At 70.7% G+C, this 24,750-nt stretch carries 27 protein-coding genes; 14 read left to right on the top strand and 13 right to left on the bottom strand.

Translation table 11 applies throughout. The features are described 5' to 3' along the window. Positions 1 to 14: 14 nt before the first annotated feature. Positions 15 to 899, top strand: a complete 885-nt coding sequence (gene folK / locus AC1DXJ_RS04940; protein WP_477636448.1) for a 2-amino-4-hydroxy-6-hydroxymethyldihydropteridine diphosphokinase — start codon at positions 15 to 17, stop codon at positions 897 to 899. Further along, positions 896 to 1,372, top strand: a complete 477-nt coding sequence (locus tag AC1DXJ_RS04935; protein WP_477636447.1) for a DUF3180 domain-containing protein — start codon at positions 896 to 898, stop codon at positions 1,370 to 1,372. Before folK ends, AC1DXJ_RS04935 begins: the two co-directional genes overlap by 4 nt. A gap of 73 nt (positions 1,373 to 1,445) precedes the next feature. Here AC1DXJ_RS04935 and AC1DXJ_RS04930 read toward each other — a convergent pair whose 3' ends face one another. Next, complete coding sequence (locus AC1DXJ_RS04930) at positions 1,446 to 2,579, bottom strand: NADH-quinone oxidoreductase subunit D (protein WP_477636458.1); 1,134 nt, start codon at positions 2,577 to 2,579, stop codon at positions 1,446 to 1,448. Between the two features lie 116 nt (positions 2,580 to 2,695). Beyond that, complete coding sequence (locus AC1DXJ_RS04925; RefSeq protein ID WP_477636446.1) at positions 2,696 to 3,271, bottom strand: hypothetical protein; 576 nt, start codon at positions 3,269 to 3,271, stop codon at positions 2,696 to 2,698. A gap of 93 nt (positions 3,272 to 3,364) precedes the next feature. Here AC1DXJ_RS04925 and AC1DXJ_RS04920 point away from each other — a divergent pair, with 93 nt between their 5' ends. Continuing rightward, positions 3,365 to 4,567, top strand: coding sequence for a cytochrome P450 (locus tag AC1DXJ_RS04920; protein WP_477636445.1), 1,203 nt, complete (start codon positions 3,365 to 3,367; stop codon positions 4,565 to 4,567). On the opposite strand, the gene AC1DXJ_RS04915 is transcribed toward AC1DXJ_RS04920, so the two are convergent. After that, a complete protein-coding gene (locus AC1DXJ_RS04915; protein ID WP_477636444.1) occupies positions 4,551 to 5,495 on the bottom strand; it encodes an SAM-dependent methyltransferase in 945 nt (314 codons plus the stop codon). The two genes, AC1DXJ_RS04920 and AC1DXJ_RS04915, sit on opposite strands and share 17 nt — an antisense overlap. Before the next feature lie 95 nt (positions 5,496 to 5,590). On the opposite strand from AC1DXJ_RS04915, the gene AC1DXJ_RS04910 reads away from it, so the two are divergent. From AC1DXJ_RS04910 to AC1DXJ_RS04870, 9 genes are all read left to right on the top strand, one after another. Then, positions 5,591 to 6,487, top strand: a complete 897-nt coding sequence (locus AC1DXJ_RS04910) for a Rossmann-like and DUF2520 domain-containing protein (RefSeq protein WP_477636443.1) — start codon at positions 5,591 to 5,593, stop codon at positions 6,485 to 6,487. Positions 6,488 to 6,505: 18 nt separating this feature from the next. Further along, positions 6,506 to 7,456 carry a pantoate--beta-alanine ligase gene (panC, locus tag AC1DXJ_RS04905; RefSeq protein ID WP_477613914.1) on the top strand — a complete coding sequence of 317 codons (951 nt, stop codon included), beginning with the start codon at positions 6,506 to 6,508 and terminating at the stop codon, positions 7,454 to 7,456. Between the two features lie 43 nt (positions 7,457 to 7,499). After that, a complete protein-coding gene (gene panD, locus AC1DXJ_RS04900; RefSeq protein WP_477613806.1) occupies positions 7,500 to 7,925 on the top strand; it encodes an aspartate 1-decarboxylase in 426 nt (141 codons plus the stop codon). Next, positions 7,918 to 9,633, top strand: coding sequence for an L-aspartate oxidase (locus tag AC1DXJ_RS04895; protein WP_477636442.1), 1,716 nt, complete (start codon positions 7,918 to 7,920; stop codon positions 9,631 to 9,633). Before panD ends, AC1DXJ_RS04895 begins: the two co-directional genes overlap by 8 nt. Beyond that, positions 9,630 to 10,541, top strand: a complete 912-nt coding sequence (gene nadC, locus AC1DXJ_RS04890) for a carboxylating nicotinate-nucleotide diphosphorylase (RefSeq protein ID WP_477636441.1) — start codon at positions 9,630 to 9,632, stop codon at positions 10,539 to 10,541. The genes AC1DXJ_RS04895 and nadC overlap by 4 nt, the downstream gene beginning before the upstream one ends. Positions 10,542 to 10,695: 154 nt before the next feature. Beyond that, on the top strand, positions 10,696 to 12,153 hold the full coding sequence (lysS, locus tag AC1DXJ_RS04885) for a lysine--tRNA ligase (protein WP_477613913.1): 1,458 nt from the start codon (positions 10,696 to 10,698) through the stop codon (positions 12,151 to 12,153). Next, positions 12,150 to 12,350, top strand: coding sequence for a hypothetical protein (locus AC1DXJ_RS04880; protein ID WP_477636440.1), 201 nt, complete (start codon positions 12,150 to 12,152; stop codon positions 12,348 to 12,350). Before lysS ends, AC1DXJ_RS04880 begins: the two co-directional genes overlap by 4 nt. Positions 12,351 to 12,441: 91 nt before the next feature. Then, positions 12,442 to 12,774 carry a histone-like nucleoid-structuring protein Lsr2 gene (locus tag AC1DXJ_RS04875; RefSeq protein ID WP_477613802.1) on the top strand — a complete coding sequence of 111 codons (333 nt, stop codon included), beginning with the start codon at positions 12,442 to 12,444 and terminating at the stop codon, positions 12,772 to 12,774. Positions 12,775 to 12,971: 197 nt separating this feature from the next. After that, a complete protein-coding gene (locus AC1DXJ_RS04870; protein WP_477636439.1) occupies positions 12,972 to 13,400 on the top strand; it encodes a (2Fe-2S)-binding protein in 429 nt (142 codons plus the stop codon). Here AC1DXJ_RS04870 and ligD (AC1DXJ_RS04865) read toward each other — a convergent pair. Both ligD (AC1DXJ_RS04865) and ligD (AC1DXJ_RS04860) read right to left on the bottom strand, forming a co-directional pair. Beyond that, entirely contained in the window at positions 13,397 to 14,278 is an 882-nt protein-coding gene (gene ligD, locus AC1DXJ_RS04865) for a non-homologous end-joining DNA ligase (protein ID WP_477636438.1), read from the bottom strand. The two genes, AC1DXJ_RS04870 and ligD (AC1DXJ_RS04865), sit on opposite strands and share 4 nt — an antisense overlap. Further along, entirely contained in the window at positions 14,271 to 15,215 is a 945-nt protein-coding gene (gene ligD / locus AC1DXJ_RS04860; RefSeq protein ID WP_477613799.1) for a non-homologous end-joining DNA ligase, read from the bottom strand. The genes ligD (AC1DXJ_RS04865) and ligD (AC1DXJ_RS04860) overlap by 8 nt, the downstream gene beginning before the upstream one ends. Before the next feature lie 103 nt (positions 15,216 to 15,318). Between ligD (AC1DXJ_RS04860) and ku the strand changes: the two genes are divergently transcribed. Further along, on the top strand, positions 15,319 to 16,185 hold the full coding sequence (gene ku / locus AC1DXJ_RS04855; RefSeq protein WP_477613798.1) for a non-homologous end joining protein Ku: 867 nt from the start codon (positions 15,319 to 15,321) through the stop codon (positions 16,183 to 16,185). A 22-nt stretch (positions 16,186 to 16,207) separates the two neighbouring features. On the opposite strand, the gene AC1DXJ_RS04850 is transcribed toward ku, so the two are convergent. The 3 genes from AC1DXJ_RS04850 to AC1DXJ_RS04840 all read right to left on the bottom strand — a co-directional run bounded on the left by AC1DXJ_RS04850 (position 16,208) and on the right by AC1DXJ_RS04840 (position 18,776). After that, complete coding sequence (locus tag AC1DXJ_RS04850) at positions 16,208 to 16,963, bottom strand: ABC transporter permease (protein ID WP_477633281.1); 756 nt, start codon at positions 16,961 to 16,963, stop codon at positions 16,208 to 16,210. A 1-nt stretch (position 16,964) separates the two neighbouring features. Continuing rightward, positions 16,965 to 17,981: an ATP-binding cassette domain-containing protein gene (locus AC1DXJ_RS04845; protein ID WP_477636437.1), complete on the bottom strand. Its 1,017-nt coding sequence runs from the start codon at positions 17,979 to 17,981 to the stop codon at positions 16,965 to 16,967. A 150-nt stretch (positions 17,982 to 18,131) separates the two neighbouring features. Then, complete coding sequence (locus tag AC1DXJ_RS04840; protein ID WP_477636436.1) at positions 18,132 to 18,776, bottom strand: PadR family transcriptional regulator; 645 nt, start codon at positions 18,774 to 18,776, stop codon at positions 18,132 to 18,134. A 108-nt stretch (positions 18,777 to 18,884) separates the two neighbouring features. Here AC1DXJ_RS04840 and AC1DXJ_RS04835 point away from each other — a divergent pair, with 108 nt between their 5' ends. After that, on the top strand, positions 18,885 to 19,712 hold the full coding sequence (locus tag AC1DXJ_RS04835) for an Fpg/Nei family DNA glycosylase (protein ID WP_477636435.1): 828 nt from the start codon (positions 18,885 to 18,887) through the stop codon (positions 19,710 to 19,712). A gap of 43 nt (positions 19,713 to 19,755) precedes the next feature. Here the strand turns inward: AC1DXJ_RS04835 and AC1DXJ_RS04830 are convergent, their stop codons facing one another. Genes AC1DXJ_RS04830 through AC1DXJ_RS04810 form a run of 5 tightly spaced genes read right to left on the bottom strand, consistent with a single transcriptional unit; the run spans position 19,756 to position 24,726 of the window. Next, positions 19,756 to 20,874: a VWA domain-containing protein gene (locus AC1DXJ_RS04830; protein ID WP_477636434.1), complete on the bottom strand. Its 1,119-nt coding sequence runs from the start codon at positions 20,872 to 20,874 to the stop codon at positions 19,756 to 19,758. Then, positions 20,871 to 21,857, bottom strand: coding sequence for a VWA domain-containing protein (locus tag AC1DXJ_RS04825; protein WP_477636433.1), 987 nt, complete (start codon positions 21,855 to 21,857; stop codon positions 20,871 to 20,873). Before AC1DXJ_RS04825 ends, AC1DXJ_RS04830 begins: the two co-directional genes overlap by 4 nt. After that, a complete protein-coding gene (locus AC1DXJ_RS04820; protein WP_477636432.1) occupies positions 21,854 to 22,795 on the bottom strand; it encodes a DUF58 domain-containing protein in 942 nt (313 codons plus the stop codon). The genes AC1DXJ_RS04825 and AC1DXJ_RS04820 overlap by 4 nt, the downstream gene beginning before the upstream one ends. Continuing rightward, positions 22,774 to 23,814 (bottom strand): AAA family ATPase, encoded by a 1,041-nt coding sequence (locus AC1DXJ_RS04815; protein ID WP_477636431.1) that lies wholly within the window; start codon positions 23,812 to 23,814, stop codon positions 22,774 to 22,776. Before AC1DXJ_RS04815 ends, AC1DXJ_RS04820 begins: the two co-directional genes overlap by 22 nt. Before the next feature lie 60 nt (positions 23,815 to 23,874). Then, positions 23,875 to 24,726, bottom strand: coding sequence for a S1C family serine protease (locus AC1DXJ_RS04810; RefSeq protein WP_477636430.1), 852 nt, complete (start codon positions 24,724 to 24,726; stop codon positions 23,875 to 23,877). Positions 24,727 to 24,750 lie beyond the last annotated feature (24 nt).

Here is a 24,750-nt window from a genome sequence, read left to right as displayed (position 1 = left end):
GCAGAGGTGCATCAGTGACGGACCAGATTGTCCTCAAAGGGATTTCGGCCAAGGGCTACCACGGCGTCCTCGACTTCGAGAAGCGTGACGGACAGACCTTCGTCGTGGATGTGACGCTGCATGTCGACCTCGGGCCCGCGGGCACGAGCGACGACCTGGCCGACACGGTCAACTACGCCGAGGTCGCGGGCGACGTCGTGGCGCTCATCGAGGGCGACTCCCTCGACCTGATCGAGGCCCTTGCGTCCCGCATCGCCGACCGCGTCCTCGCACGGCCCCTCGTCGAGGCGGTCGAGGTCGTCGTCCACAAGCCCGAAGCCCCCGTGGGACACCCGTTCACCGACGTGCAGGTGCGGGTCACCCGAGAGCGCCAGTCGCACGTCGTGATCGCGATGGGCTCCAACGTCGGCGACTCCCTCGACACCCTGCACGACGCCGCCATCGCGCTCTACGGGCTGATCGACATCATCGAGGTGTCCCCGGTCGTCGAGACCGATCCGGTGGGTGGTCCCGACCAGCCGGCATACCTCAACGCCGTGGTGACGGGGACGACCCACCTCGCGCCGTCCTCGCTCCTGGCCGGGCTGCACGACATCGAGCGGGCGCACGGCCGCACCCGCGAGGTCCACTGGGGCCCGAGGACCCTGGACCTCGACCTGGTCCAGTACGGCGACCCGGTGTTCGACACCGACATCGTGATGGACAGCCCGACCCTCACCCTGCCGCACCCGCGGGCGCACGAGCGCGGCTTCGTGCTCGTGCCGTGGCTCCAGGCCGACTCGGAGGCGGTGCTGCGCGTGGGCGGCCAGGTCCGGCGGGTGGCCGACCTGGTCAGCGGGATGGACGTGTCCGGCGTGCGCCCGGGGCCTGACATCGACCTGCTGGAGGGGCCGTGGTGAACCAGGGCCACGGCCTGCGCTGGGCGCAGCTCGGCGCGATCGCCCTTGTCGTCGGGCTGCTGTCGTGGCTGGGCTGGCGGCTCTACCTCAACGCCGGCCACCTGCTCGGACCGGCGTCCTGGGTCTCCGCCGTCATGCTCGTCGCCATGGCGGTCCTGGTCATCGGGGCCGGGCTGCCGGTGCGCCGCTTCCTGCGCGGCGAGGCCCGCAAGTCGCTCAGCCCGATCCGGGCGGCCCGCACACTGGTGCTCGCCCAGGCCGCCGCGCTCACCGGTTCAGGCGTGCTGGGGTGGTATGCCGCGCAGGCGGCTCACGCGGTGGCGGACGTGGACCTGCCCGGCTACCGCGACCTGCTCTGGCGGCTGCTGTCGCTCTGCGCGGCGTCGTTGGTGCTCACGACCGCCGGGATGCTGACCCAGCGGATGTGCCGGGTCGACCCGCGCGGAGACGCGGACCGCGACTCCCGCACCTGACCACCCGCAACCGCCGTTGTGCGTGGACGGGGGGCGCGGGGGACGCGGGCGCCGCGGGCAGGGTGGGAGGGGGTTACTTGTCGACGTCGCCCACGACGAAGAACATCGAGCCGAGGATCGCCACCATGTCGGCGATCAGGTTGCCGGGCAGCACCTCGGCCAGCACGGCGACGTTGTTGAACGACGCCGAACGGAGCTTCAGCCGCCACGGTGTCTTCTCCCCGCGTGAGACGAGGTAGTAGCCGTTGAAGCCGAGTGGGTTCTCGGTCGCGGTGTACAGGTCGCCCTCGGGGACCTTGAGCACCTTGGGCAGCTTGACGTTGACCGGGCCCTGGGGCAGCGACCTGAGGCGGTCCAGACACGCCTCCGCGAGGTCGAGACTCACGTGCACCTGCTCGAGGAGCACCTCGAGCCGGGCCAGGCAGTCGCCGGCCGTGCGCGTCACCACGCGACCGGGGCCGCCTTCGGCGAACAGCTCGGCGTAGGCGAGGTAGGGCTCGTCGCGCCGCAGGTCCATGTCGACGCCGGCAGCGCGCGCGATGGGACCCGAGACCCCATACGCCGCAATCACTTCCGGCGACACCAGGCCTACTCCGCGCGTGCGGGCCTCCAGGATCTCGTTGCCCACGATGAGCGACTCGATGTCTGGCAGCCGCCCACGAACTGCTGACACGGCATACGCGACGCGGTCGAGCCAGCCGGCTGGGAGGTCCTCCTTGAGCCCACCCACCCGGTTGAACATGTAGTGCATCCGCCCGCCCGACGCCTCCTCCATGACCGCCTGGAGCTCCTCGCGCTCGCGGAAGGCGTAGAAGATCGGCGTGATGGCGCCGAGCTCGAGCGGGTAGGAGCCGAGGAACATCAGGTGGTTCAGCACCCGGTTGAGCTCGGCCAGCAGGGTCCGGGCCCACACCGCCCGCTCGGGCACCTCCATGCCGAGCATCCGCTCGACGCCCAGCACCACGCCGAGCTCGGAGGAGAAGGCCGACAGCCAGTCGTGGCGGTTGGCCAGGACGATGATCTGGCGGTAGTCGCGGACCTCGAAAAGCTTCTCCGCGCCGCGGTGCATGTACCCGACGATCGGCTCGGCCGACACGATGCGCTCGCCGTCGACGACGATGCGCAGCCGCAGCACGCCGTGCGTTGCCGGGTGCTGCGGGCCGATGTTGAGGACCATGTCCGCCGTGGCCAGGCCGCCGGCGCCCATGCCGACGGTGAGCTCGCGTCGGCCTTCCGTCGTGGTCACGGCGCCAGTCTGCCGTATGCCGCGTGGTCGCCGCGGTGCACGGGCGTCAGGTCAGGCAGGTCAGGCGGTGACGCAGGTCAGCCGGGGCAGCCGGGGATGTTCTGCATCGAGGTGGCGTAGCCCTTGGCGTCGATCTGGACGAGCACGGTGTTCTCGCGGTCTGCCAGCCCCGTGAGGCCGGAGGGAGGCACGGACTTGATCTGCAGCGGCTGGTCGGCGGCGATGCAGTGGCTGTAGAGGATCCGAGCCCCGGCAGCCACCGGGATCGTGTAGGTCAGCTTGGTGTTCTGGTTCGTGTAGGGGACCGCCCCCTTGAACGGGCCCGTGGGCACGCCGTTCTTCGCCAGCTTGGCATCGTCCAGCTTGTTCCACGTCACGCGGTCCAGCTCGATGACGGCTGTGCCGGCGACGGAGCTCACCTTGGTCACGAGGCCGAAGTCGAAGGCGCGGCCCTTCACGTCCGACTTGGGGGCCTTGGGCGTGGTCGGTGTCTTGTCAGCCGGAGGCGTCGCGGTCACGGTCGGCGTCACCGTCACCGTGACGTCGCCACCGGTGCGAGGAGAGTCGGACCCACACGCGGACAGCAGAGCACCAGCCACGAAGGCGGCCAGGATCGCGGCGGTGGTCGCGCGCAGGTGGTGCTGGTGCTTCATGGGGACAGGGGTCCTTTCGAGTGACAGCAACAGTCAAGTTTGCCCTCGAAGCAGCGCCTGACAAAACCGGGCAACCTGCGGCAGGCTGCTCCTGTGCCCGCCCAGCCCCCTGTCGACGCCGCCGACTTCCTCGATCTGGGCGACCCCGCGGTCGTCGCGGACCCCTACCCGCACCTCGCCGCACTGCGTGCCGTTGCACCGCTGGCCTGGCACAGCGGCCTGGGTGTCTGGCTCGCGAGTGGGCACGCCGAAGCCGGCGCCGTCCTGCGCGACCGACGACTGGGCCGGGTCTTCGCGCCGCGCACGCCGGACGCCGACTGGGACACCTTCAACTGGCTGCACGCCGACTCGATCCTCGACAGCGAACCGCCGAAGCACACCCGCCTGCGCCGCCTGGTTGCCGGCGCGTTCGGGCGGGGGCACGTGCAGCGGCTGGCGCCCCGCATCCAGGAGCTGGCCGAAGGGCTGCTCGCGGAGCTGCCCGACGGTGAGTTCGACGTCATCGAGCACTACGCCGAGCCGTTGCCCGTCCTCGTGATTGCCGAGCTCCTCGGCGTCCCCGAGGCCGACCGGCACCACCTGCGCCCGTGGTCCCAGGCCATCGTCCGCATGTACGAGGTGGGCCGGACGCCGGCGGACGACAAGGCGGCGCGCGAGGCCTGCGGGGCGTTCGCGGCATACGTCGAGGACCTTGCGGCGCACCGCGCCGAGGCGCCGGGTGACGACCTGCTCACGGACCTCGTCACGGCTCGTGACGGGTCGGACCGGCTGTCGGCGCACGAGCTCGTGGCCACGGCGGTGCTGCTGCTCAACGCGGGTCACGAGGCGAGTGTCAACGGGTTCGGCAACGGGCTGCACTCGTGGCTGACCGCCGCCGACCATGCAGCAGTGGACGTCGCCGACGATGCTGCCGTGTCGCGCCTCGTCGAGGAGTTCCTGCGCCACGACTCCCCCCTGCACCTGTTCGAGCGAACCGCCAAGGAACCCGCCGACGTGGCCGGGGTGGCGTTCGAGCCCGGAGACAAGGTGGCGGCGCTGCTCGGTGCGGCCAACCGCGATCCCGCGGTGTTCGCCGAGCCCGACCGCTTCGACCCGACGCGTGACCCCAACCCGCACCTGGCGTTCGGGGCCGGGATCCACTTCTGCATCGGTGCGCCACTGGCGCGGCTGGAGCTCGAGATCTCGGTGCGCACCATGCTCGCCCGCTTCCCGGACCTCGTGGTCGTCGAGGCGCGACGTCGCCCGACGTTCGTGCTGCGCGGTTTCGAGCGACTGGTCGTCAGCCCACGCGCTTGACCGCCCACAGGAAGTCGCCGAAGCCACCGGCCGCGGTCAGGGCCGCCGCCGCTGACGAGGCGGCCAGCCCCTGCAGGTAGGCCTGCGGGTCGCGACCCGCGAGCTCCACGGGTGGGTGCCGTCCGTCCACCCCCAGCCCGCGCAGCGCCGTGCGCTGGTCGAGCAGCTCGTCGTGGTCGAGGGTGTCCATGGCCACGTGGGCGGTCAGGTCGCACGTCCCGTCGGGGACGGCCGGGACCAGCTGACCGCGCCGGTATGCCGCGAGCGTGCCTGCCCGCGGCCGGTCACCGCCGCGGTGGCCGTAGTCCACGGCCACGAGGACGCCGCGGTCGACCCGGCTGACGAGCTCGGCCCACGCCCGGTCGCGGGGGAGCCCGACTTCGACCCGGTCGCCGCTCTCCGTTGCCTCCCAGTGTGTTTCGGCCCATGCGAGGTCGTCGCCGTCAACCGTCGCGCCGAGGGTCTCCTCACCGCTGTGGACGTCCACCTGAACCACCCGAAGCACTCCGTCATCGTCCACCTCGGCCACGGGACACGGCACGACGTCGAGCCACTCGTGGGCGAAGACGAGCGCGCGGTCGAGGTCGCGCAGCTCCGCCGGCAGTGTTGGACCCCCCGGCGAGACCTGCCAACCGACGGACGGGGGGAGAGCCTCGGGTCTCGCCACGACGTCGACCCCGGTGAGGCGCAGTGCAGGGTCCGCGGCCTGCACCTGGGTGAGGAGCTCGCCGCGGCCGGCGCCGACGTCGACCACGTGGGTGAGGCCGTTCTCCCGCGCCAGCCGTGCCACGGCGGCAGCGAGGACCTCCCCCAGGGCGCCGTGCGTGGCCGTCGTGAAGTGACCCGCCGGCCCCGGAGCGGCGCGGTAGAAGCCATCGGGACCGTAGAGGGCGCCCTGCCAGGCCGCCTGCCAGTCGAGGAGGGTCACCCAGCCAACCTATGCCGACCCAGGTTGGTCAGCACTCGCGCAATCAACGCAGGAGCGCTGCGTCGGGTGCAGAACCCGCGAGATAGGTTGGACAGGTGACTTCGGCCGACGAGCGTCCAGCGCGACTCGACGTCGGCGTCGTCGGGACCGGTCGCGTCGGTGCGGTCCTGGGGGCGGCGCTCCAGCGGGTCGGCCATCGCGTGGTCGCGGTCTCGGGCGTCAGCGAGGAGTCCCGCAGCCGCGCCGCCCAGCTCCTGCCCGGCATACCCGTCGTCTCCCCGGAGGACGTGGTGCGGCGGTCCGAGCTCGTCCTCCTCGCTGTCCCTGACGACGCGCTGGCCGACCTCGTCGCCGGGCTGGCCGCGACCCGGACGTGGCAGGCGGGCCAGCTCGTCGCGCACACGTCGGGTCGACACGGGCTCGAGGTCTATGCCCCGGCCCTCGAGCAGCACGTCCTCGGGCTGGCGCTGCACCCGGCCATGACCTTCACGGGCACTGGGCTCGACCTCGAACGCCTCGTGGAGTGCTGTTTCGGAGTGACGGCTCCCGAGCCGCTCCGCCCGGTCGCCGAGGCGCTGGTCCTCGAGATCGGCGCCGAGCCCGTCTGGATCGAGGAGTCGGCCCGGCCGCTCTACCACGCAGCCCTGGCGCACGGGGCCAACCACCTCGTCACCCTCATCGCCCAGTCACTGCAGGCGCTGCGGGCAGCAGGCGTCGAGACGCCGTCCAGGGTGCTCGGGCCCCTGGTGTCCGCCGCGCTCGACAACGCGTTGCGCGCGGGTGACGCTGCCCTCACCGGGCCCGTCGCGCGCGGCGATGCGGGTACCGTTGCCGAGCACCTGCGACAACTCCAGAGCCTCAGCCCTGACATCAGACCCACCTACCTGGCCCTCGCGCGGGCCACCGCCGAACGAGCCCTGGCCAGCGGTCGGCTCAAGCCACACGTGGCCGAACCCCTGTTGGACATCCTCGCGACCGACCAGGAGCGATAAGTGAGCGAACACTCCGGTATGCCGTCCGCCTCCGCGGCCACGGCACTCACCGACCCGAGGCCTCTCGGGGGTGGCGAACCCGTGGTGGCGCGGACCCGCGACGAGCTGCGCGCGGCCAGGCGCACCCTCACGAACGGCGACGTCGCGGTGGTCATGACGATGGGCGCCCTCCACGAGGGGCACGCGACGCTCATCGAGACGGCTCGGCAGGCTGCCGCCCACGTGGTCGTCACGATCTTCCTTAACCCCCTTCAGTTCGGGCCGCGCGAGGACCTGTCGCGCTATCCCCGGACCTTCGACGACGACATGGAGATCTGCCGTCGGGCAGGGGTGGACCTGGTCTTCGCCCCGACGCCGGACGTCATCTACCAGGACGGCGATCCCGCCGTGCGCATCTCGGCGGGGCCGTTGGGCAACGTGCTCGAGGGGCAGGCCCGCCCCGGCCACTTCGACGGCATGCTGACGGTCGTCGCCAAGCTGCTGCACCTGACCCGCGCGGACTCCGCCTACTTCGGGCAGAAGGACGCCCAGCAGCTCCTGCTGATCCGGCGGATGGTGCGCGACCTCGACTTCCCGGTGAAGGTCGTCTCGGTGCCCACCGTGCGTGAGTCCGACGGGCTGGCGATGAGCAGCCGCAACACCTACCTCACCGACTCCGACCGCGAGACGGCGCTGTGCCTGTCACAGGCCCTGCGTGCCGGTGCGGCGGCGGCGGCCGAGGGACCGTCGGCGATCCGGCGGGCCGCCCGCACGGTGCTGGTCCGCGAGCCGTTGGCGCTGATCGACTACCTCGTCCTCGTGCACCCTTCGACGCTGGAGGACGTGCCGGAGTGGTACCGGGGCGAGGCCCTCCTTGCGGTCGCCGGCCGCGTCGGCACCACGAGGCTGATCGACAACCTGCCGATCTCGGTGGGACCCGGCGGAGGGGCTCTCGAGGTCTTCTCCGACGTCGACTCCGCCGGCAGCTGACACCCAAGGCAACCACCCCACGCAGTAACCGAGGAACGAGCACATGCAGCGCTTCATGCTCTACGCCAAGATCCACCGGGCGACGGTGACCCAGGCGGACCTGCACTACGTCGGGTCGCTCACGATCGACCGCGACCTCATGGATGCCGCCGGCCTGCTGCCGGGGGAGCAGGTCGACGTGGTCGACGTCGACAACGGCAACCGCCTCACGACGTACGCGATCGAGGGGGAGCGGGGGTCCGGCATCGTCTGCATCAACGGTGCGGCGGCTCGGCTCATCTCACCCGGCGACACGGTCATCATCATCGCGTACGCCGCCATGGACGACCAGGAGGCGAGGACCTTCGAGCCGGAGGTCGTCTTCGTCGACAAGGACAACAAGATCGTCGAGATCGGCCACGACGGCGGGGACGTGCCCGAGGGCTTCGGACTGAAGACCTCGGCCGTGACGCGGCGCCACCATGACTGACGCCCCCGTCGCCGGCCCCGCCGCGACCGTCCAGCCCGGACCGACCATCCCGCGCCGGCTGGTCGCGGGCCTGCCCGGGTGGACGACGTCGGCGGACGTCATCGTGGTGGGTTCGGGCATCGCCGGCCTCACGACCGCCCTGCGGCTGCGGCAGCGCGTGGACCGCGTGCTGCTGGTCACCAAGACGGTGCTCAACGAGGGGTCCACCCAGTGGGCCCAGGGCGGCATCGCAGCGGCCCTCGACCCGGGGGACTCCCCCGAGGAGCACCTGCACGACACCCTGGTGGCGGGGTGCGGGGTCTGCGACGTCCCCGCGGTGACGGCCCTGGTCCACGAGGGTCCCGCGCGCGTCCACGAGCTGGTCGCCCTGGGCGCCGAGTTCGACCTCGACGACGCGGGAGGGCTCAAGCTCACCCGCGAGGGCGGCCACCACAAGGACCGGATCGCCCATGCCGGCGGCGACGCCACGGGCAAGGAGATCTCCCGGGCCCTGATCGCCGCCCTGCACCGCGTCAAGGACGACCCCGGCATCGAGGTCATCGAGCACGCCCTGGTCGTGGACCTGTTGCAGGACACGGAGTCCCGCGTCTGTGGCGTGACGCTGCACGTCATCGGCGAGGGGCAGATGGACGGCGTCGGAGCAGCCCGGTCCCGTGCGGTGGTGCTCGCCACCGGCGGGCTGGGACAGGTCTACTCCGCGACGACCAACCCGTCGGTCGCCACGGGCGACGGCATGGCGGCGGCGCTGCGCGCCGGTGCCGTCATGGCCGACGTCGAGTTCGTGCAGTTCCACCCCACGGTGCTGTGGCTGGGGCCGGGCTCCAGCGGTCAGCAGCCGCTCATCTCCGAGGCAGTGCGCGGTGAGGGGGCCTTCCTCGTCGACCGCGACGGGGAGCGGTTCATGCAGGGACGTCACCCGCTGGCCGACCTCGCTCCGCGCGACGTGGTCTCGCGGGCCATCGTCGACCGGATGCAGGAGACGGGGGAGGACCACGTCTACCTCGACGCCCGCCACCTCGGCAAGGAGTTCCTCGAGGAGCGCTTTCCCTCCATCGTGGCGCGCTGTCGCGAGCTCGGCTTCGACCCCGCGACCGAGCTGCTGCCGGTCGCCCCGGCGCAGCACTACGCCAGCGGCGGCGTGCGCACCGACCTCGTCGGACGCTCGTCCCTCGACGGCCTCTACGCCTGCGGCGAGGTGTCCTGCACGGGGGTCCACGGTGCCAACCGGCTCGCGTCCAACTCACTCCTGGAGGGTCTGGTCTTCGCCCACCGCATCGCTGACGACATCAGCGAACGGCTGGCGCGGGGTGAGCTCCCCCAGGCCGTCCCGGCCGCGCCCAGTGGTGAGGGCGCGCTGCTCGACGGCTCGGCCAGGGTGCAGGTCCAGGCCGCGATGACGGCCGGGTCCGGCGCGGTGCGGTCGGCCGCCTCGCTCGCGAGCACCGCGCTCGCCCTCCACGACCTCGCGCTGGCCGCCACGTCCACCGAGTCCGGTCCGCAGTCGTGGGAGACCACCAACCTGCTCCACATCGGCCAGGTCCTGACGCTGGCGGCCTCCTTGCGCGAGGAGACCCGCGGTGGTCACGTCCGCAGCGACCATCCCGACCAGGTCGATCCCCGCTGGCGCGGCCACACCCTGGTCCTCCGAGGCGCCGACGGCACGCTCTCCACCACTTTCGAACCCGTTCCCGAACAGGACCTCGCATGACCGACGCACCCTCGGCCGACCCTGTCGACCTCGCAGACCTGCGGTTCCCCGAGGCCGACGCCCTGGCCGTCATCCGCACCGCCCTCGACGAGGACCTCGGTGGGCCGGACGGCGTCGACGTCACGACGAYGGCCACCATCCCGGTCGAGCAGGTGAGCACGGCGCACGTCGTGGCGCGCGAGGACGGCGCGCTGGCCGGCATACCCGTCATTGCGATGGTCTTCGACGAGATGGCCAGGCGGATGGGCGCCGAGCCGCTGCGCATCACCACGAAGCACCGCGACGGCGACCTCGTCGGCAAGGGCGACGTGGTCGCCACGCTGGCCGGATCGACCCAGGTGACCCTGGTCGGCGAACGAACCATGCTCAACCTCGTGTGCCGCCTCTCCGGCATCGCCACGAACACCCACGCCTGGGCGCAGCGGCTCGAAGGCACCGGTGCCACCGTCCTCGACACCCGCAAGACCACCCCAGGGCTGCGCGCCCTCGAGAAGTACGCGGTCCGCGCGGGCGGCGGCACCAACAAGCGCATGGGCCTGTTCGACGTGGCCATGATCAAGGACAACCACAAGCTCGCCGCCGGCTCGCTCAGCAAGGCGTATGCCGCGGTGCTGGCGAAGTTCCCCGAGGTCCCGATCCAGGTAGAGGTCACCACGACGGAGGAGGCCCTCGAGTCGGTCGAGGTCGGGGCGCGGTTCCTGTTGTGCGACAACATGTCTCCACAGCGGCTGCGCGAAACGGTGCAGGCCGTGCGTGCGACCGGTGAGGACGTCGAGCTCGAAGCCACGGGAGGGCTCACGCTCCAGGTGGCGCGCGAGTATGCCGAGACCGGTGTCGACTACCTCAGTGTCGGCGGGCTGACCCACTCCTCCCCGATCCTCGATCTCGCCCTCGACCTCGCCGACTGACCTCGCCCCGCCCGCCGCTTCCAACAGAGGCCGGCGCAGTCCGCCCTGCGAGGCACCGTGTGCCGGTCGGTACCCTTTGCGGGTGAGCCAGACCCCCAGCGCGACCGACGCCACTGACGTGGCGACCCAGCCCGACGCCGACCTCCCCGAGCAGATGAAGGTGCGTCGCGAGAAGCGGGACCGGTTGCTGGCCGAGGGCAAGCAGGCCTTCCCGGTCCAGGTGCCGCGCACGCACACCCTCGGTGAGGTCCGTGAGCAGTGGGGGCACCTCGAGACCGGCGAGGAGACCCAGGACGTCGTCGGTGTCGCCGGCCGCGTCATCTTCATCCGCAACACCGGCAAGCTCGCCTTCGCGACGCTCCAGGAGGGCGTCGGCACCCGCCTGCAGGTCATGCTCAGCCTGGCGGAGGTCGGCGAGGACGCCCTGGCCGACTGGAAGTCGACCGTCGACCTCGGCGACCACGTGTTCGTCGAAGGCCGGGTCATCTCCTCGCGCCGCGGCGAGCTGTCGGTGATGGCCACGCGGTGGGAGATGGCGTCCAAGGCGCTGCGCCCGCTGCCGGTGCTGCACAAGGACCTGTCGGAGGAGTCGCGCGTGCGCCAGCGCTACGCCGACCTGATCGTCCGGCAGGAGGCCCGCGACATGGTGCGCACCAAGGCTCGCGCGCTGTCCGCGATCCGCGGGGTCCTCGACACCCAGGGCTACCTCGAGGTCGAGACGCCGATCATCCAGCTCGTCCACGGCGGCGCGGCGGCTCGTCCGTTCCGCACCCACATGAACGCGTTCGACCAGGAGATGACCCTGCGCATCGCCCTGGAGCTCAACCTCAAGAAGGCCGTGGTCGGGGGAGTCGACCGGGTCTACGAGATGGGCCGCATCTTCCGCAACGAGGGCGTCGACGCCACCCACAGCCCAGAGTTCACGATGCTCGAGGCCTACCAGGCCTACGGCGACCAGACCAGCATCGCCGCCCTCATGCGCGACGTCTTCCTCGGCGTCGCCGACGCGCTCGGCTCGCGCCAGGTCGAGACCGCGGCCGGCACCGTCGACCTCGACGGAGAGTGGCGCTGGCTGCCCGTCTACGAGGGCGTTTCCGAGGCGGTGGGTGAGACGGTCACCATCGACACCGACGTCGACACCCTGCGCGGGTATGCCGCGAAGCACGACGTGGCCATCGACCCGGCCTGGGACAAGGACAAGGTGTTCCTCGAGCTGCTCGGTGAGCTCGTCGAGCCGGGGCTGCTCCAGCCGACGTTCCTGTGCGACTACCCCGCGATCGCACAGCCGCTGGCCCGCCCCCACCGCAGCGAGCCGGGGCTGATCGAGGCCTGGGACCTCATCATCGCTGGGGTCGAACGCGGGACGGGCTTCTCCGAGCTCGTCGATCCGGTGGTCCAGCGTGAGGTGCTCACGGCCCAGTCGGTCAAGGCTGCCGGAGGTGACCCCGAGGCCATGCAGCTCGACGAGGACTTCCTGCGGGCCCTGGAGTACGGCGCGCCCCCGATGGGCGGGCTCGGCTTCGGCGTGGACCGCCTCGTGATGCTGTTCACCGACGCCAGCATCCGCGAGACGATCCTGTTCCCGCACCTCAAGCCGGAGGTTTCCCGATGAGCGGTATCTGGCCCTACATCGCCGCACTGATCCCCTCGGCCGGAGTGGGATTCCTCTTCTGGCTGGTCATCAAGAACATGATCGAGGGCGACCGCAAGGAGCGTTTGGCGCATTCCCAATGGGAGGCGGCGAACGCCGGGGACGAGAGTGCGAAGGACAATTCAGGGCATTCTGCGAATGGCGAGAAGATTTCCTGAGGGGCCTTTCTGACGGGCATTTGAGAATGAACTGGCGTGGCCACTATCTTTGGCCTCCTGCCCCATTCATTGTTTGCCGAGAGGAAACTCCATGGCCCAGCGCGTGAGCATTGTGCTCGAGGACGACATCGACGGTTCGGTTGCAGACGAGACGGTGACCTTCGCCCTCGACGGGGTCACCTACGAGATCGACCTCAACGGCAAGAACGCCGCGGCCCTGCGTGATGCGCTGGCGCCCTATGTCGGCCATGCACGGCGCTCGGCGGGCCGCCGCACCGCGGGTCGACCTGCTGCCGGTGGCCGAGGCACCGGCAAGCGCGACCTCGGTGACGTGCGCGAGTGGGCGCGCTCCAACGGGCACAAGGTCAGCGATCGCGGCCGCATTTCCGCCGAGGTCCAGGCCGCCTACGACAAGGCGCACTGACGCTGGATATCCGCCGCGTCCCAGAAGGCACTCCGGACCTTTTCTGGGACTGGCGGGCAATTCTTGCTGGTCAGCGCAGGGGTGAGGATCCATTACGTGAATGGCGTCGGCGGCTGACGATCTCGACGAACCACCAGTACGCCACCGTCGTCCCGGCCTCCATGCCGTCGGCTTTTGTCCTTCAGTGGACTCTCGAGGTGGCCGCGGAAGTCGGGGTGCATGCCGCCCGGCACCATTCAGGGGTCCTGCACCCCGAGGACTCCGGCCTCAGTTTCGCCCTGCAACCGACGCAGCTCTACCCCGTCGCAGCCCAGTTCCGTGACCCCACGGTCACCGAGGCGGGCCTCGACGACCGGCTGGAAGCTGCGCGGGCGGCATACCGGGTGGCGGGGCTCGAGCTGGCGCTGGGCTATCGGTCCGACGCCAAGCTGGGTGAGCACACGAGACGGGCGATGGTCGACGACGTCTGGGCGATGACCCTGGCGCGAGCCAGCGGCCAGCGACCTCCGCGGCGCGGCTCGTGCTGCTTCATTTACGTGCTGCCCGGCGTGCACGAGTGCTCCGGCTGCCCCCGGCTCGCGACTGCGGCCGGCCGGGGACAGACCAGCGGTCAGCTGCGCGGCTAGGTGAGCAGATCGGCGAGCAGGTCCCCGTCGGACTCGAGCCGGTCGAGCACCTCGTCGAACATCAGCTGCTCGAACTTCGCGCCGTCGGCTCCGGCTTCGACCTCGTCCCACGACCGGGGCGCCGCGACCGTCGGCATCTCCTTGCCGCGCAGGGAGTAGGGGCAGATGGTCGTCTTGGCTGCGACGTTCTGGCTCCAGTCGAGGAAGATCTTGCCGGGTCGCAGCGACTTGGTCATCTTCCAGACGATCAGGTCGGGGTGCTTCTTGGTGAGCTCCTGGGCCAGCTGCATGGCGAGGTCGCGGGTCTGGTCGGAGGTGAGGTCGCCCGGCAGCCCGGCATAGAGCTGCAGCCCCTTGCTGCCGCTGGTGACCGGAAAGAGGTCCAGGCCCAGGGCGCCGAGCCGGTCGCGCACCATGATCGCGACCCGCGCGCACTCACGCAGGCCCGCGGGCGACCCCGGGTCGAGGTCGATGACCAACCGGTCGGGGTGCGCCCGCTCGCCGCCGACGACCCGCCACTGGGGGATGTGCAGCTCGATGGAGTTGAGGTTGACCAGGTAGGTCAGCTGGGCCAGGTCCTCGACCATCGGGTAGGTCACCGTGTCGACCGTGACCCGGGGCAGCCATGGCGGGGCCCCCGACGGCAGGTTCTTCTCGAAGAAGCTCTGGTCGCCGGTCCCGTGCGGCCAGCGCACCCGCGTCAGCGCCCGGTCGGCCAGATGGGGCAGGATCACGTCGGCGACCTGCGCGTAGTAGTTGAGCACCTCTCCCTTGGTGGTTTCGGTCGAGGGGAAGAGCAGCTTGTCGAGGCTGGTCAGCTTGAGCCTGCGGCCGCCCACCTCGACGCGCGTTGCCTGGGGGACGTAGCGCTCAGGCATCGTCCATCTCCTGCAGGTCCTCGGGCGTGAGGTCGGTGCGGATGCCGAGGTATGCCGGCTGGCGCAGCCTGCCGTCGCGCGTCACCTCGAGGGTGCGAGCCTCCACCACCACCGCAGGGTCGACCCACGTCGCCCCGACGCTGTCGATGCGGGGTACCTCGTCGCTGAAGGGCGAGTCCGGGCGGGTGTGAGGGGCGAGGGCCTCGGCGAGCTGGGTGGCCGCGCGTCCGGCGATGCCGCTGCCCATCCGCCCGGCGAACCGCCATCCTCCGTTGCCGTCGGGCACCCCGAGCAGGACCGCCCCGAGCCGCCCGGAGTCGTTGGTCTTCTCCGCTCGCCAGCCGCCCACGACGGCGGACAGGGTTGCCCGGTGGGGTGACTTGAGCCAGTCGGCCGAGCGGCGGCCCGGGAGGTAGGGCGCAGTGAGGCGCTTGCTCACCACGCCTTCCAGACCCTGCTCGAGGGTCGCTGCGTAGAGCTCCTGACCGTCCTCGTAGACCGGTGGGACCTGCCAGTGACGACCCGAGAGGTCGAGGCGTTCCAGCAGCTCGCGCCGGGCCGACAGCGGCTGGGCGGTGAGGTCGGACCCGTAGAGCCGCAGCAGGTCGAAGATCATGAACGTCACCGGGCGGACTGCGGCCAGGCGCTCGGCCTTGCGGCGGTCGCGCACGTGCATCCGGTCGGCCAACGCCCCGAACGAGGGGCGACCCCCCTCGAGGGCGACGACCTCGCCGTCCAGCAGCATGTCGTCGTAGGAGGCCGCGAGGTCGGCCAGCTCCGGGTAGCTGGCCGTCACGTCGTTGCCGATGCGCGAGGTCAGGGTGAGCACGCCGTCGCGCACGTCCGCGAGCACGCGCATGCCATCCCACTTCACCTCGTGGATCCAGTCGTCCCCGTCGGGGATGCTGGTGGCGGGACTGGCCAGCATGGGGCGCATGGGGCCATCCTGACGCATAGGCTGGTTTCCACGCGCGAGGCCCGAGGCGCCTCGTCAGGGATGGGTGCCTGTCCGCGGGCAGGCAGACGGAAGGACGACAAGCATGCGAGCGATCTGGAAGGGCGCGGTGTCCTTCGGCCTGGTGAACGTGCCGATCCGTCTCTACTCCGCCACCGAGAACCACGACGTGCAGTTCCGGCAGGTGCACCGCGAGGACGGTGGCCGGATCAAGTACCAGCGCATCTGCAGCATCGACGGCGAGATCGTGTCGTACGACGACATCGCCAAGGGGTACGAGACCGAGGACGGCGAGATGGTGGTCCTCACTGACGAGGACTTCAAGGACCTGCCGGCCACGAGCAGCAAGGAGATCTCGGTCGAGAAGTTCGTCCCCGCCGAGCAGATCGACCCGATGCTCTACGACAAGTCGTACTACCTCGAGCCCGACAAGGCCTCCACCAAGCCGTACATCCTGCTGCGGGACGCCCTCGAGAAGGAGAACCGGGTCGCGGTCGTGACGGTCTCCATCCGCACCCGGATGACGATGGCGGTGCTGCGCGTCCACGAGGGCGTGATCCTGATGCAGACCATGTTGTGGCCCGACGAGATCCGCAAGCCCGACTTCGCCTCCCTCGACGACGACGCCAAGGCGACCAAGCAGGAGCTGGCGATGGCCGACCTGCTGATCGAGCAGCTCGCGGGGGACTACCAGCCCGATGACTACGAGGACGACTACGCCGCGGCCCTGCAGTCGCTCGTCAAGGCCAAGGTCGAAGGCGGCGAGGTGCAGTTCGCACCCGAGTCCAAGGACGAGTCGGGCGAGGTCGTCGACCTGCTCGCCGCCCTCAAGAAGTCCGTCGACAAAGCCAAGGCGTCGCGTGGGGAGTCCACCTCCGAGACGAAGAAGCCGGCCACCAAGACCGCCGCGAAGAAGACAGCGACCAAGAAGGCCGCGAAGAAGGCCAGCTGAGGCCCTTGGCCGGCCCCGACGGCTAGGCGTTCTCCTTGCGGAAGGTCGAGGTGCCCCACCAGAGCGCGATGGCGAACAGGCCCACCGCCCAGAGGGAGCCCCAGAGCATCGCGTTCGTCCCGAAGTCGCCGAGGAACGAACCACGCACGGCATCGGTGATCCACCGGAACGGCATGAAGTCGCTGGTGCGCTGGAGCCAGTCCGGTCCGAGCGTCATCGGCAGGAGGATGCCCGACAGGAGCAGGACCGGCATCATCACGACGTTGATGACCGGTGCCATGACGTCCTCGCTCTTGGTGGTCAGTGCCAGGGCGTTGGAGGCCGCCGCGCACGCGCCGCCGACGAGCAGGGTGAGCGCGACGCCGAGGACGACCCCTCGCAGGGGCGCCTCCATGCCGACCCAGTAACCGAGCCCGACCAGCACGAGTGCCTGGACGAACAGCTGGAGCAGGTCACGCCACAGCCGTCCCATGAGCAGGGCCGTCCGGCTGGCCGGCGTCACCCGCTCGGCCTCGATGACGCCATCACGCCACTCCGAGATCAGCCCGAAGCCCGCGAAGAAGGCGCCGAACATGCCGAGCTGGATCAGCATGCCGGGCACGAAGAAGGTCCAGCTGTTCGCGTAGCCCATCTGAGCGGCCATCGGCTTGAGCAGCGGTCCGAACAGGAACAGGTAGAGGATCGGCTGCATCAGTCCGATGAGCACCCACGCGGGGTTGCGCAGGTTCATCCGGAGCTGGCGGCGGAAGACGATGAAGGACTCACGCAGGAACTGCATGTCACTTCTCCTTCGAGGTCGGGTCGGCCGGCGTGGTGGCCTCTGCGTCGCGCAGCGAGCGGCCGGTGAGGGTGAGGAACACGTCGTCGAGGGTCGGGCGCAGGACCTCGATCGACTCGAGGTCGATGTCGGCGCCGCGCAGGTCGGCCAGCAGGCCGGGTACCGCCTTGCCGGCGCGCTGCACGCGCCCGCGCACGTGGTTGCCGTCGATCTCGACGGCGTCGCGGCCGTCGCTGCCGGACTCGGCGATCGCGTCGAGTCGCTTGGCTGCCTCGGCCACCAGGTCGGGGTCGGCCACCTCCAGGTCGACGAGGTCGCCGGAGACCTGGGCCTTGAGGTTGTCGCTGGTGTCGGCGGCAATGATCTTGCCGTGGTCGATCACGATGATCCGGTCGCTCAGGGCGTCGGCCTCGTCGAGGTAGTGGGTGGTGAGGAAGACCGTCGCACCGCGTCGCTTGCGCAGGTCGGCGATGTGGGTCCATAGGTTGGCCCGGGCCTGCGGGTCGAGGCCTGTCGTCGGCTCGTCGAGGAAGACGAGCGTCGGCTCGTGGATCAGCCCCATGACGATGTCGAGGCGGCGGCGCTGGCCACCTGACATGGTCTTCGGCTGGCGCCCCCACAGTCCCTCGAGGTCGAGCTGGCCGAACAGCTCCTGGCCCCGACGGCGTGCGTCGGCGGCCGACATGCCGTAGAGCATCCCGTGGTCGACGACCTCGTCACCGGCGCGGGCGAACTGCCCCGTGGCCCCGCTCTGCGAGACGTAACCGATCGACCGTCGGACCTTCTCGGACTCCTTGACGACGTCGAAGCCGGCCACCGTGGCCGTGCCAGCCGTGGGCCTCAGCAACGTGGTCAGCATGCGCAGCGTCGTGGTCTTGCCGGCGCCGTTCGGCCCGAGGAACCCGACGACCTCGCCCTCGGCGACATCGAGGTCGACGCCGTCGACAGCACGGACCTCGCCCTTCTTCCTGCCCTCGCGCGTCTGGAAGGTCTGCACCAGACCTCGTGCGTGGATCATCCCCAACTCCCTCTGACGGACCGTCCCCTTGGCGGCTCGGTCGCCTTTGTTCAAACTTGAATATCGCTAGTGTTCAACATTGAATACTCTGGCGTCAAGCCGATCTGTCCCGCCGGCGCCACCAAGGTAGACCCGGCTGCTGACACCAACTCATCGCTCGCGGGAGATGAGCTCCACGTAGCGCTGCCGGTCGCTGGCCATCTGCCAGCCCGGGTCGTCCGCGGGGGCCTGCCAGTCCACCGGCTCACCCCGCAGGGCGAAGTCGCCGCGGTCGATGCGGGCGATGAGGGTGACCAGCCACTCACGCTCGGTCTGGCCCATGCCCATCCAGAGGTCGGCCAACGCGAGGACGTGCGGGGGGACAGCCCCGGCCGGCCGCTCCTGGGCCAGCTGTTCGCGGACGTTGGCATCGAGGTTGGCCAGCCTGGTCTGCAGGGCCTCACGGACCGCGGTGCGGCTCATCAGCGGCATCAGGGCCATCCCCGTGTGGAACGGCAGGGGGGACAGGAGGTCCGGTCGCTCCACGGCTGCGCGCCACAGCTTCTCGAACTCACGTCGGCCCAGGGGAGTGCTCGTGTAGACGGCCACCTCGCGACTGCCGTCGACCAGGTCGTGACGCTCGAGGTTGCCCCGTCGCGCCAAGGTGGCCAGGCCCGAGTAGATCGAGCCCGGGTTGACGTGGGCCCAGTCCTCGACCTGCCAGGACAGCAGCTCGCGGCGCAGCTGGTACCCGTTGACCGGCTCGAACAGCATGACGGCGCCGAGGAGCAGCAGTCTGGTCTCGGTGGCCGCCATGCCGTGCAGTGTAGGAGGCGGGGCCACAGTGGATCAGGTCATCACGGTCAGGCATCACCGTCAGGCCATCACGGAGCGGGACGTCATGGCGCAGGCCATGATGGGCCCATGCCCGAAGGCCACACCCTGTTCGCGCTCGCACGCGACCTCGACGCGGCATACAGGGGGACGCAGCCGACGGTGAGCAGCCCGCAGGGAAGGTTCGCGGCCGGCGCCGCGCTGCTGTCCGGCCGCACCTTCGTCCACGCGACCTCGTGGGGCAAGCACCTCTTCGCCGAGTTCGAGGAGGACGCCTGGCTGCACGTGCACCTCGGCCTCATCGGCACCTTCACCATCGACGACCGCCCGTATGCCGGGGAGGTGCCGATCGTGGGCCAGGTCCGGTTGCGGTTGGCGACCGACGAGCACGTCGCCGACCTCCGCGGTCCCAACCTGTGCGCCGTGACAACCCCCGACCAGGTGGAGGCGGTGATGGCCCGCCTCGGCCCGGATCCCCTTCACCCAGAACCGGATCCGGAGATCGCCTGGCGCAAGATCTCCCGCAGCGGCAAGGCGATCGGCGAGCTGCTGATGGACCAGTCCGTCCTGGCGGGCATCGGCAACGTCTATCGCAGCGAGGTGCTGTTCCGTCAGCGGGTCGACCCCTTTCGGCCGGGCAAGGAGATCCGGCGCACGACGTGGGACGCGATCTGGCTCGACCTCGTCGACCTGCTGCCGCTGGGGGTCGTCACCGGCAAGATCGTGACCGTGGCCGAGCAGGTCGAGCAGATCCGGGCTGCGCTCGCAGCGGGGGAGGTCGACCGGCTGACGGAGCGGACGTCCTACGTCTACCGCCGTCAGGGCGAGCCGTGCCGGGTGTGCGGTTCACGGATCCGCACCCAGGTGGTGGCGGGCCGCAACCTGTTCTGGTGCGGTCGCTGCCAGCGCCGTCGCTGACTGCCGAACGACCGAGGTCGGCGCCTCCTAACAACCAGGACCCTCACTGGGGGTGGGCGGTCCAGCGTCCTGCGAGCCAGAGCCCGAGCAACAGCAGGAGCGCCGCCAGCCCGGCAAAGGCGACACTGATCTCGACGTTGCGCTCCTGCAGGTCGACGTGCTTGGGCAGGTCGTTCAGGACTCCCTGCAGCTGGTCGGCGTCGCTCGCCTTGAAGTACTCGCCACCGGTCGTCCGGGCGACCGCCTGCAGTGCGTCCTCGTCGACGACGAGGAAGTTGCGCCCTCCCGGCCCCAGGCCGCCGCCGAAGCCACCGGGCGGCCCGTCGAACAGCCCTCCTCCGAGCTGGTCGCGGGTGCAGACCATCTGGGTCGGCTCGGTGGTGCCGAAGCCGATCGGGTAGACCCGCACCCCACGGGCCGCCGCCTGCACGGCCGCGTCCTGCGGTGTCACCCCGCGCGTGTTGGCGCCGTCGGTCAGCAGGACGACGATCTCCGGCACGGTCTTGGTCCCCTTGGGTGGCGTCGAGCCGGGAGGGCCGGTGGGGTCCGGAGTCGGGGTCAGGGCGTCCGGTCCGTCGGCGCCGGTGTCGCCCGTGTCGACCGGCGCCACGTCGGGGTTGATCTCGGCGATCGCGTCGATCGACTTGAGGATGGCCGCGCCGATGGTGGTGCCGCGTCCGGTGGTCAGTCCGTCGACGGCGTGCAGGAGGTCGTCGTGGTTGGTGGTCGGCGCGACCGCCACCTGGGCGAACCCGGAAAAGACGACCAGGCCGATCCGGGTGCGGTTGTCCTGCTTGTCGATGAAGTCGCGGACCGCTTCCTGAGCTGCCGCAAGGCGATTCGGGCTGACATCGGTCGCGCACATCGATCCCGACACGTCGACGGCGAGGATGACGGCAGAGCTCGAGATCGGCACCTGCGCACGCACCTGGGGACGTCCCGCGGCAAGACCGAGGAGGGCGAGGCTGCCCAGCACCAGGGCGAGCGGCACGTGTCGTCGCCACATCCGCTGGCGGGGCAGGACCGCCCGGATCAGGGCGACGTTGGAGAACCGGACGGCCGCCCGGCGGCGTCGCCGCAGCTGCCACAGGTATGCCGCGACGAGCAGTGGGACGGCGAGGAGCCCGAGCAGGGCGACGGGGAGCGCGAAGGCCACGGTCACACCACCCTTCCCGAGCGGACGACCGAGGCGCCCGCCCCGAGCAGGAGGAGGACGGCTGCCGCGGCGGCGAACCAGGACGTGATCTCACGACGTTCGGTCCGGGCGGTCCAGGTCAGGTTGATGGAGCTGTAGACCTTGCTCAGGGCGGCGGTGTCGCTCGCGGCGTAGTAGGTGCCGTCGGTGGTGTCGGCGATCTGCTTGAGGGTGGCCTCGTCGAGTCGCGTCGAGATCTGGAAGCCGTCGACCTCGAGCACCGTGCCCTGCGGGCTGCCCAGCCCGATCGGGAAGATCCGCACGCCTGCGGTGGAGGCGAGCTCGGCCAGGACGAGCGGGTCGGGATCGGTTGTGTTCTCGCCGTCGGACAGCAGCACCACGGCAGCCGAGCCGTAGTAGCCGAGCTCGTCACCCCCGGCCGTGCCGTCCTGGCCCGTCTCGTCGACGCTGATCGGCTTGCCCGCTATCGCGCTGATGGCCGAGACGATGCCGCGCCCGAGTGCCGTGCCACCCTGAGGGGCCAGCCGGTCGATGGCGGCCAGCACCTCCTTGCGGTCGTTGGTCGGCTGTTGCGAGATGACGGCCGAGTCCCCGAAGGCGACGACGCCCAGCCTGATCGACGACGGCTGTTTGGCCACGAAGGTGCGGGCCGCGGCCTTGGCCGCGTCCAGCCGGGTCGGTGCGAGATCCTTGGCTGCCATGCTCGTCGACACGTCGAAGGCCAGGATGACGGTGCCCTCGCGTCGCGGCTCGGCCACCGTCGCCGAAGGACGGGCCAGCGAGGCGAGCAGCAGCGTCAGGGCGGCGAGCAGCAGCAGGGGCGCGACGTGTCGCCACCGGTCGGGGCCACCGGGACTGGCGGCTACCAGTCCCTCGGCCGCCAGCTGTGCCCGACGCTCGTCGCGACGGCGCAGCTGGGCCCGGTACGCGATCACCAGGACCGGGACCGCGAGCAGGGACAGCAGGAGCATCGGCCACTCGAAGGTCATCTCCGCCTCCGCCTGCGGAGCTCGGAGATGCGGGCCAGTGCCCTGACCAGGTCGTCGTCCGTGGCGACGGGGTAGATCTCGGTGCCGGACCGTCGTGCTGCCGCAACCAGGGCGTCCTGCCTCTCCCTGGCCGCCGCGGCCAGCCGCCCGCGGAACACCGGGTCGTTGGTGTCGACGAAGATCTGTTCGCCCGTCTCGGCGTCCTCGACGTAGACCATCCCGACCGCCGGGAGCTCGGACTCCCTCGGGTCAACCACCTGGATGGCCACCACGTCGTGGCGTCGCGCCAGCAGCGACAGCGGCTGTTCCCAGCCCGGTTGGGTGATGAAGTCGGAGACGATGACCAGCAGCGAGCGCCGGCGAGCCAGCCCGAGTGCCGCGCGCAGCAGGCGGGACAGGTCGGTGGTGTCCGTCGACCCGGTGCCCGGCGGCGGGCGCAACAGGGCCTGGCTGATGCGGAGCACCTGGTTGCGACCGTGCCCCGGAGGAATCGTCTCGATGCTCCCGTCGAACAACGCCGCCCCGATGCGGTTGCCACCGCGGGCCAGGATGTGCGCGAGCGTCGTGGCGATCTCGGCCAGCACCAGCGACTTCTGGCGATCCACCGGCCCGAAGCCCATCGACGCCGACCGGTCCAGCAGGAGCCAGGCCGTGACCTCCCGGTCCTCCACGTACTCGCGCACGTACGGGGTGTCCATCCGGGCGGTGACGTTCCAGTCGATGTGCCGCAGGTCGTCACCGGGCTCGTACTCGCGCAGGTCGGTGAAGTCCACGCCCGTCCCCCGGAACAGGGTCCGGTAGTCACCCTGGAGCCGCCCGTCGAGCCGGCGCACGACGCGCCACTCGAGCCGCCGGAGCAGTCGCTCCGCGGTCAACGGCCCCGCGGCGGACGGCCCGGGAACCGGGGGCCCTTGGCTCAGCGGGGTCCGGCGGCCCATGGCGCCTCGGAGGTGGACTGGGTCTGCTGGCGGCGCTCGCGCAGGGGCACGTCGGGCATCGTCACCGCATCCAGGATCGGGCCGAGGAGGTCGTCAGCCGCAATGCCCTCGGCCAGCGCCTCGTAGGACAGCACCAGCCGGTGGCGCATCACGTCGCGCGCCAGGTCGCGCACGTCCTGGGGCCGCGCGAAGTCGCGACCCCGGAGGAAGGCCAGCGCCTTGCCCGCGAGCACCAGGTTGATCGACGCGCGCGGGCTGGCACCGAACGACAGGTAGCGCGCCAGGTCGGGCAGGCCGACCACCCCGGGTGTGCGGGTCGCGCCGACCAGCCGCACGGCATACTCGATCACGGCGGGGTCGACGTAGACCGCGTCGGTCCGCTTCTGGAACTCCACCAGCTGTCCCGGTTCGAGCACTCGCTGAGCCGCCTCGAAGGTCGTCGTCATCCTCTCGACCACGACGAACTCCTCTGATGCAGTGGGATATCCGACGAGCGCCTTGAGCATGAACCGGTCGACCTGCGCCTCCGGGAGCGCGTAGGTGCCTTCGGACTCGATGGGGTTCTGGGTCGCCATGACGAGGAAGGGGTCGGGCGCCTTGAACGTCTCCCGGCCGATGGTCACCTGGCGCTCCTGCATGACCTCGAGCAGCGCGCTCTGCACCTTGGCCGGGGCGCGGTTGATCTCGTCGGCCAGCACGAGGTTGGCGAAGACGGGGCCCAGGGAGACCTGGAACTCGCCGTCCTTCTGGTTGTAGATGCGGGTGCCGATGACGTCGGCGGGCACGAGGTCGGGCGTGAACTGGATCCGCTGGAACTCGCCGCCGATGGCCTGGGCGAGCGTCTTGATCGCCATCGTCTTGGCCAGCCCCGGGACGCCCTCGACGAGCAGGTGACCGCGGGCCAGCAGCGCGACGAGCATGCGTTCGAGGAGGACGTCCTGTCCGACGATGGTCTTCTTGACCTCGTAGAGCGCCTGCTCGAGCGGGTGCTGTCGGCCGAGCTCGGGGTGGGGATCCATGCGCTCTCCTCGGGTGCGATCTGTTGCTTTCGTGGCGCTGGTGCGGCGGGGTGAAGCGGGCTACTGCGGCGGGCTGCCGGCGACACCCCCGGCGGTGGCGATGGGGACGGCGAAACCGATGCCGACGAAGAAGTTCTGTTGCGAGGGGTTGGCCAGTCCGGTGACGATGCCGACGACCTGACCCGCCTTGTTCAGCAGGGGGCCGCCCGAGTTGCCGGGGTTCACGGCGGCGTCGAACTGGATGAGCCCCTTGAGCGTCTCATCGGAGTCGACCTCGATCGTCCGGTCGAGCGCAGACACCACACCGGCGGACAGGGATCCCTTGAGCCCCAAGGGATGGCCGAGCGCGAACACGGGGTCGCCGACCTGTGCACCGCCACCCAGGACGGCGGGGACCACGACCTGGGGCAGCTCCTCCGGCGTGAGGACCGCGATGTCGGTCGCGGGGTCCTGCTCCTTGACGCTCGCGCTCGACTCCGTGCCGTCGGAGAACGTCACCTCGATGCTCTTCGCCCCCTTGACCACGTGCAGCGCGGTCAGCACCGCCCCCGCGGCGCTGATGACGACCCCCGCGCCGGTACCCCGCTCCGCACCGCTGCTGCCGGTGCGCTGCGTGGCGATCGTGACCAGTGACGGCAACGCCACCCGGTATGCCGCGGCCGCGTCAGGAGGCGCCTTGGCGGCATCCTCCTTGGCCTTGGCGAGGCCGTCCTGGACGGCCTTGTCCACGTCTCTGCCCGTGATCGGCGCGGTGTCGGTGCCCCACGTCGCCGCGAGCACGGCCACCGAGAGCAGGGCCAGCACCACGATCGCGGCCACCAGCCACCGCCGCGGCGGCAGCCGCCTGCGAACGCGCGACGGGGTTTCGTCGACCACCTCCCGAGGTGGCTCGACGACCAGAGGCGAGCCCACCCGGTCCACCTTTCGCAGCGTACG

The organism is Pedococcus sp. P2_D9 (assembly GCF_056404275.1).
This window is presented reverse-complemented; position numbering and strand designations above follow the sequence as displayed.

Bases quoted from the DNA above. Each gene is read 5' to 3' on its own strand.
- AC1DXJ_RS04895 (WP_477636442.1), top strand. From the start codon at position 7,918: ATGACTGACGCCCCCGTCGCCGGCCCCGCCGCGACCGTCCAGCCCGGA.
- AC1DXJ_RS04925 (WP_477636446.1), bottom strand. From the start codon at position 3,271: ATGAAGCACCAGCACCACCTGCGCGCGACCACCGCCGCGATCCTGGCC.
- AC1DXJ_RS04875 (WP_477613802.1), top strand. From the start codon at position 12,442: ATGGCCCAGCGCGTGAGCATTGTGCTCGAGGACGACATCGACGGTTCG.
- AC1DXJ_RS04835 (WP_477636435.1), top strand. From the start codon at position 18,885: ATGCCCGAAGGCCACACCCTGTTCGCGCTCGCACGCGACCTCGACGCG.
- AC1DXJ_RS04815 (WP_477636431.1), bottom strand. From the start codon at position 23,814: ATGGATCCCCACCCCGAGCTCGGCCGACAGCACCCGCTCGAGCAGGCG.
- ligD (WP_477613799.1), bottom strand. From the start codon at position 15,215: ATGCGCCCCATGCTGGCCAGTCCCGCCACCAGCATCCCCGACGGGGAC.
- AC1DXJ_RS04820 (WP_477636432.1), bottom strand. From the start codon at position 22,795: ATGGGCCGCCGGACCCCGCTGAGCCAAGGGCCCCCGGTTCCCGGGCCG.
- panC (WP_477613914.1), top strand. From the start codon at position 6,506: ATGCCGTCCGCCTCCGCGGCCACGGCACTCACCGACCCGAGGCCTCTC.
- panD (WP_477613806.1), top strand. From the start codon at position 7,500: ATGCAGCGCTTCATGCTCTACGCCAAGATCCACCGGGCGACGGTGACC.
- ku (WP_477613798.1), top strand. From the start codon at position 15,319: ATGCGAGCGATCTGGAAGGGCGCGGTGTCCTTCGGCCTGGTGAACGTG.
- AC1DXJ_RS04880 (WP_477636440.1), top strand. From the start codon at position 12,150: ATGAGCGGTATCTGGCCCTACATCGCCGCACTGATCCCCTCGGCCGGA.
- AC1DXJ_RS04850 (WP_477633281.1), bottom strand. From the start codon at position 16,963: ATGCAGTTCCTGCGTGAGTCCTTCATCGTCTTCCGCCGCCAGCTCCGG.
- lysS (WP_477613913.1), top strand. From the start codon at position 10,696: ATGAAGGTGCGTCGCGAGAAGCGGGACCGGTTGCTGGCCGAGGGCAAG.
- AC1DXJ_RS04930 (WP_477636458.1), bottom strand. From the start codon at position 2,579: ATGGGCGCCGGCGGCCTGGCCACGGCGGACATGGTCCTCAACATCGGC.
- AC1DXJ_RS04825 (WP_477636433.1), bottom strand. From the start codon at position 21,857: ATGACCTTCGAGTGGCCGATGCTCCTGCTGTCCCTGCTCGCGGTCCCG.
- AC1DXJ_RS04840 (WP_477636436.1), bottom strand. From the start codon at position 18,776: ATGGCGGCCACCGAGACCAGACTGCTGCTCCTCGGCGCCGTCATGCTG.
- AC1DXJ_RS04845 (WP_477636437.1), bottom strand. From the start codon at position 17,981: ATGATCCACGCACGAGGTCTGGTGCAGACCTTCCAGACGCGCGAGGGC.
- ligD (WP_477636438.1), bottom strand. From the start codon at position 14,278: ATGCCTGAGCGCTACGTCCCCCAGGCAACGCGCGTCGAGGTGGGCGGC.